Raw genomic sequence first — 12972 nt, 5'->3', positions numbered from 1 at the left:
AAGTTATTTCTCCGAGTTCATCACGTAGAGGGCGCGCGAGCGCTCGAGATGCTTGATCATCGCCTTCTCGGCGCCTTCGACGTCCTTCTTCTCGATGCGGCCGACGATCTCTTCGTGCTCGGTCAGCGTGAACTTTTCCTTGCCGGTCCAGATCAGCACTTCCGTGTGGTATTCCTTCAGCCAGCCGAGCATCGCCTCGCTGACCGCGACATAGATCGGATTGCCAGAGATCGCGGCGATCTGGGTGTGGAACCGCATGTCGGCGGAGATGAACGCCTCCGCATCGCCACGCGCGGCACGCTGCTCGGCGACCGTTGCCCTCAGCCGCTGCACGTCTTCGGGCGTGGCCCTCTCGGCCGCTTCCCTGACCATGCCGCGCTCGAAGAAGATGCGCGCGCTCTTTAAATGCTCCAGCGTGTCCTTCGACGACGACAGGATGATCTTGGCCGCGCCGTCCACCTGCTTGATGATCGATTTCGCGGTGAGCTGCAGCACCTTGGCGCGCTCGCCATGCGAGATGGCGACCAGGCCCATGTTGCTCAGCGCCTGCATCGCCTCGCGGATCGCCGGCCGGCCGACCTCGAAGCGCTCCATCAGCTCGCGCTCGGACGGCATGTCGTCGCCCGGCTGCAACTCGCCGCTGGTGATGAGGCGCTTCAGCCTGACAAAGACTTCATCGGAAAGCTTGCGCCGGACGATCGGCTCCGAACGGTTCATCGCCGCGAATCACTCCTTTGACCCAGTCCCAATCTAGCACTGCGGCCGCAATTCCCGGAATGCCCGTCGTCTTTGCCGTGGCGCTCATGGCGGATATTGCTTGCAATGCTCATGTACTCATTATACCAGATTTCGCGTGCAGGGAATTCATTTCCTGCTTCTCTACCAGGCGGCCGGCCATGATCATTCTCACCTATCGCATCGAGAGCTCTGGCAGCATAGAGGCCCTGGCCACCAAGATCGCCAGCGACCAGTCGACCGGTACCTTCGTGGCGTTGCCCGGCGAGACCGAGGAGCTGAAGGCGCGGGTGGCGGCGCGCGTGTTGGCGATCCGGCATTTGCCGGACGCGGCGCAACCTTCGATACCCGAGGCCGGCAGTGGTCCCTTCAAGCGCGCCGATGTCGACATCGCCTTTCCCTTCGGCGCGATCGGCACCGACCTCGCGGCGCTGATGACGATTGCGATCGGCGGCACCTATTCGATCAGGGGGTTGTCCGGCATCCGCGTCGTCGACATGAAGTTGCCGGAGCAATTCAGGGGCGCCCATCCCGGCCCGCAATTCGGTGTCGCGGGCAGCCGCAGGCTGACCGGGATCGAGGGCCGCCCGATCATCGGCACCATCGTCAAGCCGGCGCTCGGCCTCAGGCCCGAGGACACGGCCGCGATGGTGGGCGAACTGATCGAGGCCGGCGTCGACTTCATCAAGGATGACGAGAAGCTGATGAGCCCGGCCTATTCTCCGCTGGCGGAGCGGGTGAAGGCCATAATGCCGCTGATCCTCGACCACGAGCAGAAGACAGGCAAGAAGGTGATGTATGCCTTCGGCATCTCGCATGCCGATCCGGACGAAATGATGCGCAACCACGACATGGTGCTCAATGCCGGCGGCAATTGCGCCGTGGTCAACATCAACTCCATCGGTTTCGGCGGAATGGCATTCCTGCGCAAACGCAGCGGACTGGTGCTGCATGCGCATCGCAACGGCTGGGACATCCTGACCCGCCATCCCGGCCTCGGCATGGATTTCAGTGTCTGGCAGCAGTTCTGGCGGCTGCTCGGCGTTGACCAGTTCCAGATCAATGGCATCGCATCCAAATACTGGGAGCCGGACGACTCCTTCATCCGATCCTTCAAGGCGGTGACGACGCCGATGTTCTCGCCTGAGGATTGCGCGTTGCCTGTGGCCTGTTCCGGTCAATGGGGCGGACAGGCGCCGGAGACCTACCGGCGCACAGGGCGCACGGTCGACCTGCTTTACCTGTGCGGCGGCGGTATCGTCAGCCATCCGGACGGGCCAGGAGCGGGCGTGCGCGCCGTGACACAGGCCTGGCAGGCGGCAGTCGAGGGCATTCCGCTGACGGAGTTTGCCAAAGACCACGCCGAGCTCGCGCGCTCGATCGAAAAATTCGCTGACGGCAAGGCGGCTTGAACATGCAGAACTTGCTTCTCAGCTATTATGGCGACGACCTGACCGGCTCGACTGATGTCATGGAGGCGCTGGAACTCGGCGGCGTGCCGACCGTGCTTTTCATGCGCAAGCCGGATGCTGGACTGATGGCGCGCTTCGCGCATTGCCGCGCCGTCGGTCTTGCCGGCACCAGCCGAAGCGAATCCCCGCAATGGATGGACACGCACCTCAAGGAGGCGTTCACCTGGCTGAAGTCACTCGAAGGCGATATCTGCCACTATAAGGTCTGTTCTACCTTCGATTCCGGCCCCGCGATTGGCAGCATCGGCCGCGCGATCGAGATCGGCCGCGCAGTGTTCGAGCAAGACTGCGTCCCGCTGGTGGTCGGAGCACCGCAGCTCAAGCGCTACACTGCCTTCGGTCATCTGTTCGCCGCCTATCGCGACCGCTACTATCGCATCGACCGCCATCCGGTGATGAGCCGCCATCCGGCAACGCCGATGGACGAATCCGACCTCCTGGTGCATCTTTCACGGCAGACGGACCTTCCATCCGAATTGCTCGACCTTGCGACATTGCGCTCGCCCAACCGGCCTGCGGTCTTCGATAAGCTGGCTGGGAGTTCGGCGATCCTGCTCATCGACGTCGACAGTCCGGAGACCCAGGCGCTGGCCGGCAAGGAGATCTGGCGCGCCCGCACGCCAGGCGGATATTTCGCCGTCGGCTCGTCCGGCATCGAATATGCCCTGCTTGCCGAGTGGAAAGAGAGCGCGGCTTCCGGCGCGAGCACCCAGTTCGAGCCCCCAGGCTCCGCCGGGCGCGTCGCCGTGGTGTCGGGCAGTTGCTCGCCGACGACGGAACGGCAGATACGGCATGCGATGAGCGACGGCTTCGACGGCGTCGAGGTCGACCCGGTCGAGCTGGTCTCAGAGCGTTCCGACACGACGATCGCGCGCGCCGCGGCGGCTGGCAAGGCCAGCCTCGAGGCCGGGCGCAGCGTCATCCTCTATACAGCACTAGGCCCCGCAGCCGACCGCGGCGCGGAGATTGATCGCCAGGAAGGTGCCCGCCACAAGCTCGGTCGTAGCCTCGGCGAACTGCTTCGCGCATTGACAGTGGACCAGAAACTGGAGCGTGTGATCATCGCCGGCGGCGATACGTCCAGCCACGCACTTGGCCAGATGGGCGTCGACGCGCTGACCCTGCGCATGCCTCTGCCCGCATCGCCTGGCTCGCCGCTCTGCGTCGCCCATTCCAGCGTCGCGGCGATCGACGGGTTGGAAATCGCGCTGAAGGGCGGGCAGGTCGGAACCGACCGCTATTTCTCGGCCATCCGTGATGGTCTCGGCGATTGACAGCACCATGCCGCTCTCGCCTGCATTTGGCTCGCTGCCGCCAGGGAACTGACCAATGACACACAAGTCCCAAGTCTGGATCGGAACGAGCTGGAAGATGAATAAGACGCTCGCGGACGCGCGTGTCTACGCCAGGGGACTGCTTGCCGACGCCGACGGCGACCCGCGGGTCCAGCGCTTCGTCATCCCGCCCTTTACGGCCGCGCGTGAGGTCAAGACCATGCTGAAGGACACGTCCGTCAAGGTCGGAGCCCAGAACATGCACTGGGCCGACGAGGGTGCATGGACGGGCGAGATTTCGCCGGTGATGTTGAAGGACTGCAATCTGGATATCGTCGAGCTCGGCCATTTCGAGCGGCGCGAGCATTTCGGCGAGACGGACGAAACCGTCGGGCTCAAGACGGAGGCTGCCATTCGCCACGGCCTTACACCGTTGATCTGCATCGGCGAGACTCTGACCGAGCGACAGGCCGGCCGTGCCGGCGAGGTTCTTGACAGGCAGGTGCGCGGCGCGCTCTCCAGGCTCGACACAGCGCAGAAGCGCGCGCCGATCCTGTTCGCCTATGAGCCGCTCTGGGCAATCGGCGTCAACGGCATTCCGGCGACCTCGGACTATGCCGAGGCCCGTCAGGCAGGGACCATCGCTACTGCCCACGACGTGCTCGGGCGGCGTGTCCCCTGCCTCTATGGCGGCTCGGTCAACCGGGACAATTGCGCCGAACTCATCGCATGCCGCATATCGACGGGTTGTTCATCGGGCGCGCCGCATGGGAAGTCGGGGGTTACCTCGACATCCTGTCCAGATGCCGCGCCAAATTATGAAGGAGACGATCATGAAGCTCGCGATTGCAGGGGACAGTGCAGGCGAAGGCCTGGCCAGGGTTCTGGCCGACTATTTGAAGGACAAACACGAGGTGTCGGAGGTGTCGCGCACCGAAGCCGGCCCGGACCCCTTCTACGCCAATCTGTCCGACCGGGTCGCGAGCGATGTGCTGGCCGGCAAGTATGACCGTGCCATACTCATCTGCGGCACGGGGATCGGCGTCTGCATCTCGGCCAACAAGGTGCCTGGCATCCGCGCGGCGCTCACCCACGACACCTACTCCGCCGAGCGCGCCGCACTTTCGAACAACGCCCAGATCATCACCATGGGCGCGCGTGTGATCGGACCCGAGCTGGCAAAGTCGATCGCCGATGCCTTCCTCAAGGAGACGTTCGATCCCGAGGGCCGGTCGGCCGGCAACGTCGCCGCCATCGACCAGGTCGACGCCAAGTACAACGCACGTTGACCCTTCGGATTCGCTCCTTGCATCAGCTTTGATTTTACGCATGTCTTTGTCCCGAAATCGGTTCCCACTTTCGGGAGACATCTTTAGTCTCATGGCTGAGGACGATGCATGGAGATGCGAATGAGCCTGACGCAGAAGCTGATCAACGACGGCAACGCGGCGGTCGACGAAATGCTGGCCGGCATCATGGCCGCGCATCCCGAGCACCTTTGGCGTCCGGATAATGCACCGCGTGCGGTCGTCGCCAAACACGGTCCGCGGACCGGCAAGGTGGCGCTGGTAATCGGCGGCGGCTCAGGCCACGAACCCACCTTCCTCGGCTATGTCGGCAAAGGCCTGGCGGATGCCGCCGCGATCGGCAACGTCTTCGCCTCGCCTCCTCCGCAGCCGGCGGTCGACGCGGCCATGGCCGCGAGCGGCGGCGCCGGCGTCCTGTTCATGTATGGCAACTATGCCGGCGACGTGATGAACTTCGACATGGCAGCAGAACTGCTGGAGATGGAAGGGATCGAGCACGCACCGTGCTGACCACCGACGACATCGCGTCGGCGCCGCGCGACCAGCGGCAAAAGCGCCGGGGCGTGGCCGGCAACGTGTTCATCTTCAAGGCCGCGGGCGCGGCCGCCGACATGATGATGCCGCTGGACGAGGTCGAGCGGATCGCCCGTCACGCCAACGACCGCACCTTCACCATGGGCGTGGCGCTCTCGTCCTGCTCTCTGCCGCAGACCCGGCGGCCAAGCTTCGATCTGCCGGTTGGCGAGATGGAGATTGGCATGGGCATCCATGGCGAGCCAGGCGTGCGGCGCGGGCCGTTGCGTTCGGCCGACGATGTCGCCGACGAAATCATGGATGCGATCCTGGCGGAAATGAACGCGCCCGCCGGCGATCGCGTGGCGGTGCTGGTCAACTCGCTGGGCGCGACGCCGCTGATGGAACTCTACATCCTGAACGCCCGGATCGCGAACCGCCTGAAAGCTGTCGAGCTGGGCGTCCACAAGACGCTTGTCGGCCCTTATTGCACCTCGCTCGACATGGCTGGCGCGTCGATCACCGTCATGCATCTCGATGACGAATTGCAGCGCATGATCGACCATCCCTGCGATTGCGCAATGTTCCGGAGCTGAGCGCGATGGAGTTCACGGCCAAGGACTTGAGAGCCCTTTTTGGTGCCTTCGCGGAACGGATGTCAAATGAGCGTGACAGGCTCTGCGCGCTTGACGGAGTGATCGGCGATGCCGATCACGGCATTGCGATGGAACAAGGGATGAAGGCTGCGGCCGGCGCGGCCCGCACCACCGAGGGCACGCTGCAGGATATCTTCAATGCCGCCGCCAAGGGCTTTCTCAACGCGGTCGACGCCTCCTCGGGACCGCTCTACGCGACCGCGCTTCTGCGCGCCGGCAAGGCGGCGGGTCCGCGCGCGTCCATGCCGAGAGCCGAGTTGCGAACCGTCATTGCGGCCATGCGCGACGGCATCGCCCAGCGTGGCAAGGCGGAACCCGGCCAGAAGACAATGCTCGATGCCTGGGCTCCGGCCGCGGATGCGGCAATTGACGGCCAGAATGTCGATGCCATAGCCGCCGCCGCCTGCCGGGGAGCAGAAGCGACACGCGATATGGTCGCCACCGTCGGGCGCGCCGCGCGTCTCGGGGAGCGCTCACTTGGTCATCCGGACCCTGGGTCTATATCGGCGGCAATGTTGGTCGAAGAAATTTGCAACGAGATGAAGACTTCCTAGCCGGTGCTAAGGCAACTCGCAGTCACCGCCGCACCGACTCTCGGCCGGTCATTGCAAGATCAAAACAGACCCGATGCCGCCTCGCCCGTTGAAGCAATTGGTCTTGAACTTTCATCCTCGTCCATCTTCTTCATGAAGAGGGCAAGTTCGTCCGGGTCCATGTGCACGATATGCCTGTCTTCCGGGTAGGCGCCGCTGTTGACGTCGGCGACATATTCGGAAAACGCCGCGATGCGCTCCTGCTGCAGCCGGTCATATTCGGCGGCGAAATTGCGGTAGACTTTCGAGTGGCGCGGCATGTGACCGCGATTGGTGCCGAGAATATCTTCGGCAAACAGATATTGCGCGTCACACCCCGTGCCGGCTCCCATCGACAGCATGATCAGCTGGGTGCGCTCGGAGATCGCTTTCGCCACCTCGACCGGCACCACCTCGATCTCGGCGCCGATGGCGCCGGCGGCTTCCAATTGCTTGACCGCCTCGAACACCTGCATGGCGGTGTCCGCCGTCTTGCCGACGGCCTTGAAGCCGCCCGTCCAGGTGGCTCGCGACGGGATCAGGCCGACATGGCCGATGACGGGGATGGCGTCGTCGGCCATGCGCTTGATCGTGGCGTAGCCGGCACTGCAATAGACGGCGTCGGCGCCGGCCTTGTACAGCCGGAACGACCAACGCACGAAATCGTCGGCCGTGCCGATCTCGAAGAAGTTCTCGCCGGGCATGGTGAAGAGGCTGGGCGCCGCGTCGCGGTATTGCGGATTGAGCACCAGCGCCGGCGGCACCGAGACGATGTCTACCCCTGCCCGCTCGGCGGCCTCGGCTTCGTCCAGCGTCAGCACGCGCAGCATGGTCAATTGCCGCTTGCCCTTCATGGCGCGCAGGTCGGCGACGGTCGGTCTCTTTCGGCTCATCGGTGTATATCCCCCGTTTTTGTCTGCCTGACGGCTCTCAGCCGATCTCGATCATCACCTTGCCGGCTTCGACCTTGACCGGATAGGTCTTGAGATTGACGCAGACCGGCGCGCCCTTGGCCTGGCCGGTCTTGTAGTTGAAGCGGCCATTGTGCTTCGGGCATTCGATGATGTCGTCCATCACCAGCCCGTCGGCGAGATGTGCCTTCTCATGCGTGCAGAAGCCGTCTGTCGCGAAGAAGGCGTCCTCCGGCGAGCGGTAGATCGCGAAGCTGCGGCCGCCATGGTCGAAGCGGATCACATCCTCCTCGTCCACGTCGTCCACCGCGCAGGCTTCCACCCAGTCCGCCATCGTCTGTCTCCCGGATTTCTGTGCACAGCCTATTCGGCGGCTGCGGCCGTTATGTCGAGCTCGTGGAATTCGCCGCGATAAGGCTTGGCCGTCGGCGGCAATTCGCGCTTGAGATAATAGTCCTCGTATTTCAGCTGCCGGATCAGCACCGGCCAGACCTCGCGATAGGCATGCCACATAGACGGGTTCGGCAGCGGCAAATCGTGCTTGATCAGCTCATGCAGCTTCGGCAGCGCGTGATAAGGCACCATCGGGAACATGTGATGCTCCACATGGTAGTTCATGTTCCAGTAGATGAAGCGGCTGACCGGGTTCATGTAGACGGTGCGCGTGTTAAGCCGATGGTCGGTGACGTTGTCGGCGAGCCCGATATGCTGCAACAGCCCCGTCAATACCATGTGCCAGGTGCCGTAGAGGCGCGGCAGGCCGATCAGCGCCAGCGGTATCCATGATTGAAACGCGATCGCGACAGCGATCGTCGCGGCGTACACGACCATGTGCCAGCGCGCCGCGGTCACCGCTTTGTGCTGCTCCATCTCCGGAATGTAGCTCTTCTCGTCGTCCGACAATGTGCCGAAGGCCTGGCGCACCAGCGTCGGCAGCGAATAGCGGAAGTCGAGAATGCCGGTGAAGGCCAGTGCCGCCTTGAGCAAATCCGGCGGCCGCATCACCGCGATCTCGGCGTCGCGGCCGACGATGATGGTGTCGGTGTGATGGCGCGCATGGCTCCAGCGCCATTGCACCGGATTGCGCATCAGCATGAAGGAAGCGATGTGATAAACGACATCGTTCATCCAGCGCGTGCGGAAGGCGGTGCCGTGGCCGCATTCGTGCCAGCGCGAGTCGCTCGACGAGCCGTAGAGCACACCATATACGAACAGGAACGGCACCACCCACCACGTACCCCAGAACCAGACGATGCCAGCGGCCGAGCCCAGGATCGCGACAATCCAGATGATGGTGTCGCGGATCGCCGGCCCATCGGAGCGCTGCATCAGTTCCTTCATGGTCTTGCGTGGCACGTCGGTGTGATACCACTCGGCCGAGGCAAGCCCGGTCTCGATCGCAAGCCGAGTGCTTTCGCCGACAAGGCTGTAGTCGCGCTTCTTTGCCATCGTCACATCGGCCTCCAATCTTCATTGGGCGCTGGCAATCCGGTCCGCCGGCCGGAGGGCTTGCTATGGATAAATGTCGCGATCATGCCCTGCCCGCCAGTTTTGGGAACTTGCCGGAGGGCTGAGGATAATCCTGCTCGGGCTGGCGGGCGATGGCCGCGATCCTGCGTTCCGCATCGACGATCGCATCCTTGCCGTCGAGCACGCGGAACACCGCGTCATAGGCACAGGTTTCGCCGTGCTCCAGCCAGATCATCTCGCCACGCTCGCGCGCGGCAAGATTGCCGAGCACATGGTGCGTCGAAGGCTCGATGCCAAGCGCATACTGCCCGGCCTGGAAATTCTGCCATTCGTAGCAACAAGGCAACTGGTCCTTGCGGGTGACGACCTCGAAGCCCAGGCCAAGCCGATCGTTGACGACGGCCACCGGCACCTCGCCCTTGGCGTCGGCACCAAGCTCATGCTGCCAGACCTGTTCGCTGAAGCCGCGCAGCGGCTCCGGCGCGGCGCGGTAGCCGACCTCCTGCGCCTGATAGCGCTCGCCGGCATGCGCGGCCCAGACCACGTCGCGGATCGGTGCCAGATAGCGCGAGCCTTCGTCGAGCAGCGGATGCCCGACATTGACGTGGTAGAAATACATATGCGGCGTGCGGTGGAAGCCGTGATTGACGACGCGGTCCGAGAGCCGGATCTCGTTGCCACCGACATCAGCCTCTATGCGGCGGATAAGGTGCAGGTCCTCGCCGAACACGCTTGCCTGCTGGACGATGCCTTCCGCCCACAAAACGCACCGGTCGCCGTCCCAGCTTTCGCCATAACCAGTAAGCCGCGCGGGGATGGTGCCGACGCGCCCATGCAGCGAATGCGTCACCGTCTTGCGTCCAGGATAATTGTAGTTTTCGGCCGGCACCTCGTTGCGGCCGAGAATGTGGTCGAGACCGCAGGTGACCAGCAGCCCGGAGAAGGACCGTCCCCAGGCAAAGCCGTCCTCGCCCTCATAATCGTGCAGGCCGGGGTTGCGAAAGCCGCTCGGCGAATGCCAGCCGATCGCCTGGCCCTTGTATTCGCAATCGGCGATGTCGAGCGCGCGGTCGACGAGCGCGGTGAAGCGCAGGCCCGAGCCGGTTCGGAATTCGAGCATGCGGATGCCGCGTTCGACGCCGTCGCCGAGCGTCATGAGCCGCACGCCGGCGAATTGCGACAGCATGCCGGAGCGTTCGGCGACCTGCCGGCGCGAAAGCGTCTGTCCGTAGAGCTTCACCATGCCGTCACTGCGCCCTTTTCATCAGGGCCGACAAATCGGCGCCGGTTATCAGGCTTTCCACCGTCAGGAGGTCGGTGTCGGCGACCGTCTGCTCGGCGACGATCTCGCCGCGACGCATGACGATGATGCGGTCGGCAACCTCGAAGACATGGTGGATGTTGTGGGTGATCAAGAGCACCGAATGCCCGGCCTCGCGCATCTCCTTGACGAAGCGCAGCACGCCATGCGTTTCCTCGACGCCGAGATTGTTGGTCGGCTCGTCGAGGATGATCACCTTGGCGGCGAACTGCATGGCGCGCGAGATCGCGATCGACTGCCGCTCGCCGCCGGACACCGTCGAGACCAAGGCGTCGGCGTCGAGCTTCTTCGAGATGCCGACGCGCTTCAGCAGCGCCGAGGCGGCATCCCGCAATTTGGCGAGGTCGAGCGGCGCGAACACGCCGAGCCATTTCAGATTGACCGGCTCGCGGCCGAGGAACAGGTTGCGCGCGATGCTGAGATCGGGCGCAAGTGAAGTGTCCTGGTGGATGGTCTCGATGCCGAGGTCCATCGCCTCGCGCGTGGTGCGGATCGAGACCTTCTCGCCGCGCACATAGATGTCGCCGCGATCGATCGGGAAGACGCCCGAGATCGCCTTGATCAGCGTCGACTTGCCGGCCCCGTTGTCGCCGAGCAGCGCGACCACCTCGCCCTCCTTGAGCGTCAGCGAGGCATTCTTCAGCGCGCGCACGCTGCCGAAGGATTTTTGTAAGTTCTGCAGCCGGAGCACTTCCTGCATTATCGTCAGCTCCTTCCGGCGTTTTTCTGCAGCAAAGCGTGCAGAATGAGCATGGCGAGGATGATGACGCCGACGAAGATGTTGTAGGCGAGCCCGGGCACGCCGACGAGCACGATGCCGTTGCGGATCGCGCGCAGCATCAGCGCGCCGACGATGGTGCCGAGGATCGTGCCGCGGCCGCCCGTCAGCGCCGTGCCGCCGACCACCACCATGGCGATCACCTCAAGCTCATAGCCGGTTCCCGCCACCGGCGACGCCGCCGAGATGCGGAAGGCGCTGATCATGCCGGCGAGCCCTGCCAGCACCGACGTCAGGATGAACAGCCAGATCTTGACCGCGTCGGCCGGGACGCCGCGCGCCACCGCCGCGTTGCGGTTGGAGCCGATGGCGCTGATCCAGTTGCCGAGCTTGGCGTAGCGCAGCACATAGACCGCAAGCAGCGACAGGCCGATGAACCACCAGAGCGAGGTGTAGAAGCGGAACGCGCCGACATTGAAGCTGCCGGCGAGCAGCGTGACGAAGAAGCCCGGCTGGTCCCAGGATTTCAGCGGAAAGCCCTGCGTGATGTAGAGCGCAGCACCGCGCACGATCAAAAGCATCGACAGCGTCACCAGGAAGGACGAGATGCCGATCTTGGTGACGATCACGCCGTTGATCGCGCCGATCGCGATGCACAGCAGAAGCCCGGCCAGCAGCGCCAAGCCGATATCGACCCCGGCGTTCTGCGCCAAGAGCATCACCACCACCGGCGCCAGGCCGAACACCGCGCCGACCGACAGGTCGAATTCGCCGGCGGTCAGAAGCAGCGTCATGCCGAGCGCGATGATGCCGAGCTCCGGCAGGAACGCCATCATGTTGGAGATGTTGAGCGGCGACAGGAAATTGCTGTCGGCGACGCCGAACACGACAAGAAGCACGATGAGGATGACGAAGGACGAGAACTGTGGCGAGCGCATCAGGCTCGACCTGCTTTTCGCGCGCCCCGCGCCATCCGCTGTAACTGCCATCAGTTGCTGAACCATGCTTTTCTGCATGGCGTCCGCCTCTGGAACGGCGGGCGCCGATTTCCTTACTTCTTGTCGTAGAGCTTCAGGATCGGCTCGACGCTGGACGCGTCGTAGAGGCCGAATGTATGGATGTCGTAGCCGATCGGCTCGCCCGAGGCGGCAAGACCGAGCACCGCGACCGGCATGAAGCCTTGCGCCGAGGGATACTGCCAGGCGGCGGCGTTGACGAAACCGTCCTTGACCGCCTGCGCCGTCTCCTTGGAATTGCCCCAGCCGACGACCGGAATCTTGCCGGCCGGAATCCCGGCGCCGTCGAATACCCGCTTGACGCTGGCCGCCACGGAATCGCCCAGCGCGATGATCGCCGGCGGATCGTTGGCGACCATATAGTCGGTCATCTTGGCGATGATGCCGGCCGGATCGGTGCCGCAGTCGACCACGTCATATTTGATGCCGAGCGGATCGAAGACGCCGGCAATGCCTTCGGTCTCGAGCTGCTGGTAGCTGGCGCCGGGCACCTCGACTGGCAGGAACACCTTGTCGCCCTGCTTCACCATCTTGTGGTCGACGAGATACTTCGCCCAGATGGCGCCGGCTTCCTTGAGGTCTGCGCCGACATAGGCCTGGCGGCCGGTCGCCGGGTCGTCCGTGTTGAAGAACACGATCGGGATGCCGGCGGCCTTGGCCGCCTTCACTTCCTCGGTCCACAGTCCGGGCTGCGCCGAGGTCGTGGCGATGCCGTCCGGCTTGGCGGCGAGCGCCGAATTGAAGGCTTCTTTCTGCGCCGCCATGTCGCCGCCGCTGAAGGAGATCTTGCAGGTCACCTTGAGCTGGTCGCAGGCCTTGGTCGCGCCTGCATTCCAGTCGATCCAGAACGCATCCGACGGGCCGCCATGCGACAGAAGGTAGAACGTCTTCTGGCCGTCCTGCGCTTGCGCGGCCGGGCCGAAGGCGATGCCGGCAAGCACCGTCGCGGCCGCCAGCTTCAATCCAAACTTCAACATATCGTTTCCTCCACTGCGTATCTTTGCGTA

At 64.1% G+C, this 12972-nt stretch carries 12 protein-coding genes and 2 pseudogenes; 6 read left to right on the top strand and 8 right to left on the bottom strand.

Annotated features, from left to right (window positions below; genetic code table 11):
* Positions 1–3: 3 nt before the first annotated feature.
* Positions 4–717 carry a transcriptional regulator NanR gene (locus O7A05_RS26700; RefSeq protein ID WP_337095976.1) on the bottom strand — a complete coding sequence of 238 codons (714 nt, stop codon included), beginning with the start codon at positions 715–717 and terminating at the stop codon, positions 4–6.
* A 179-nt stretch (positions 718–896) separates the two neighbouring features.
* Between O7A05_RS26700 and oiaX the strand changes: the two genes are divergently transcribed.
* The 6 genes and pseudogenes from oiaX to dhaL all read left to right on the top strand — a co-directional run bounded on the left by oiaX (position 897) and on the right by dhaL (position 6511).
* Complete coding sequence (gene oiaX, locus O7A05_RS26695; RefSeq protein WP_337095974.1) at positions 897–2147, top strand: 3-oxo-isoapionate-4-phosphate decarboxylase OiaX; 1251 nt, start codon at positions 897–899, stop codon at positions 2145–2147.
* A gap of 2 nt (positions 2148–2149) precedes the next feature.
* The gene (locus tag O7A05_RS26690; protein ID WP_337095973.1) at positions 2150–3481 is read left to right on the top strand and encodes a four-carbon acid sugar kinase family protein; all 1332 of its coding nucleotides are present in this window, start codon (positions 2150–2152) and stop codon (positions 3479–3481) included.
* A 55-nt stretch (positions 3482–3536) separates the two neighbouring features.
* Positions 3537–4303, top strand: a pseudogene (locus O7A05_RS26685) (triose-phosphate isomerase).
* An 11-nt stretch (positions 4304–4314) separates the two neighbouring features.
* Positions 4315–4770: a D-erythrulose-4-phosphate isomerase gene (derI, locus tag O7A05_RS26680; protein ID WP_337095972.1), complete on the top strand. Its 456-nt coding sequence runs from the start codon at positions 4315–4317 to the stop codon at positions 4768–4770.
* A 120-nt stretch (positions 4771–4890) separates the two neighbouring features.
* Positions 4891–5897 (top strand): annotated as a pseudogene (locus O7A05_RS26675) (dihydroxyacetone kinase subunit DhaK).
* A gap of 5 nt (positions 5898–5902) precedes the next feature.
* Entirely contained in the window at positions 5903–6511 is a 609-nt protein-coding gene (dhaL, locus tag O7A05_RS26670) for a dihydroxyacetone kinase subunit DhaL (RefSeq protein WP_337095971.1), read from the top strand.
* Positions 6512–6570: 59 nt separating this feature from the next.
* Here the strand turns inward: dhaL and O7A05_RS26665 are convergent, their stop codons facing one another.
* The 7 genes from O7A05_RS26665 to O7A05_RS26635 form a co-directional block, all read right to left on the bottom strand.
* Positions 6571–7422, bottom strand: a complete 852-nt coding sequence (locus O7A05_RS26665) for a 3-methyl-2-oxobutanoate hydroxymethyltransferase (RefSeq protein WP_337095969.1) — start codon at positions 7420–7422, stop codon at positions 6571–6573.
* A gap of 37 nt (positions 7423–7459) precedes the next feature.
* Positions 7460–7774 carry a MocE family 2Fe-2S type ferredoxin gene (locus O7A05_RS26660; protein WP_337095968.1) on the bottom strand — a complete coding sequence of 105 codons (315 nt, stop codon included), beginning with the start codon at positions 7772–7774 and terminating at the stop codon, positions 7460–7462.
* Between the two features lie 29 nt (positions 7775–7803).
* Positions 7804–8889 (bottom strand): fatty acid desaturase family protein, encoded by a 1086-nt coding sequence (locus O7A05_RS26655; RefSeq protein ID WP_337096015.1) that lies wholly within the window; start codon positions 8887–8889, stop codon positions 7804–7806.
* 82 nt (positions 8890–8971) lie between these two features.
* On the bottom strand, positions 8972–10153 hold the full coding sequence (locus O7A05_RS26650; RefSeq protein WP_337095965.1) for an aldose 1-epimerase family protein: 1182 nt from the start codon (positions 10151–10153) through the stop codon (positions 8972–8974).
* A gap of 4 nt (positions 10154–10157) precedes the next feature.
* Positions 10158–10934 (bottom strand): ATP-binding cassette domain-containing protein, encoded by a 777-nt coding sequence (locus tag O7A05_RS26645; protein ID WP_337096013.1) that lies wholly within the window; start codon positions 10932–10934, stop codon positions 10158–10160.
* Positions 10935–10936: 2 nt separating this feature from the next.
* On the bottom strand, positions 10937–11938 hold the full coding sequence (locus O7A05_RS26640) for an ABC transporter permease (protein WP_337096012.1): 1002 nt from the start codon (positions 11936–11938) through the stop codon (positions 10937–10939).
* Positions 11939–12000: 62 nt separating this feature from the next.
* Positions 12001–12942 (bottom strand): sugar ABC transporter substrate-binding protein, encoded by a 942-nt coding sequence (locus tag O7A05_RS26635; RefSeq protein WP_337095963.1) that lies wholly within the window; start codon positions 12940–12942, stop codon positions 12001–12003.
* Positions 12943–12972: the final 30 nt, after the last annotated feature.

It is taken from the genome of Mesorhizobium argentiipisi (SeqCode), from assembly GCF_037179585.1.
Classification (GTDB): domain Bacteria; phylum Pseudomonadota; class Alphaproteobacteria; order Rhizobiales; family Rhizobiaceae; genus Mesorhizobium; species Mesorhizobium argentiipisi.
The sequence above is the reverse complement of the archived record's forward strand: the minus strand, read 5'-3'. Positions and strand labels throughout refer to the sequence as shown.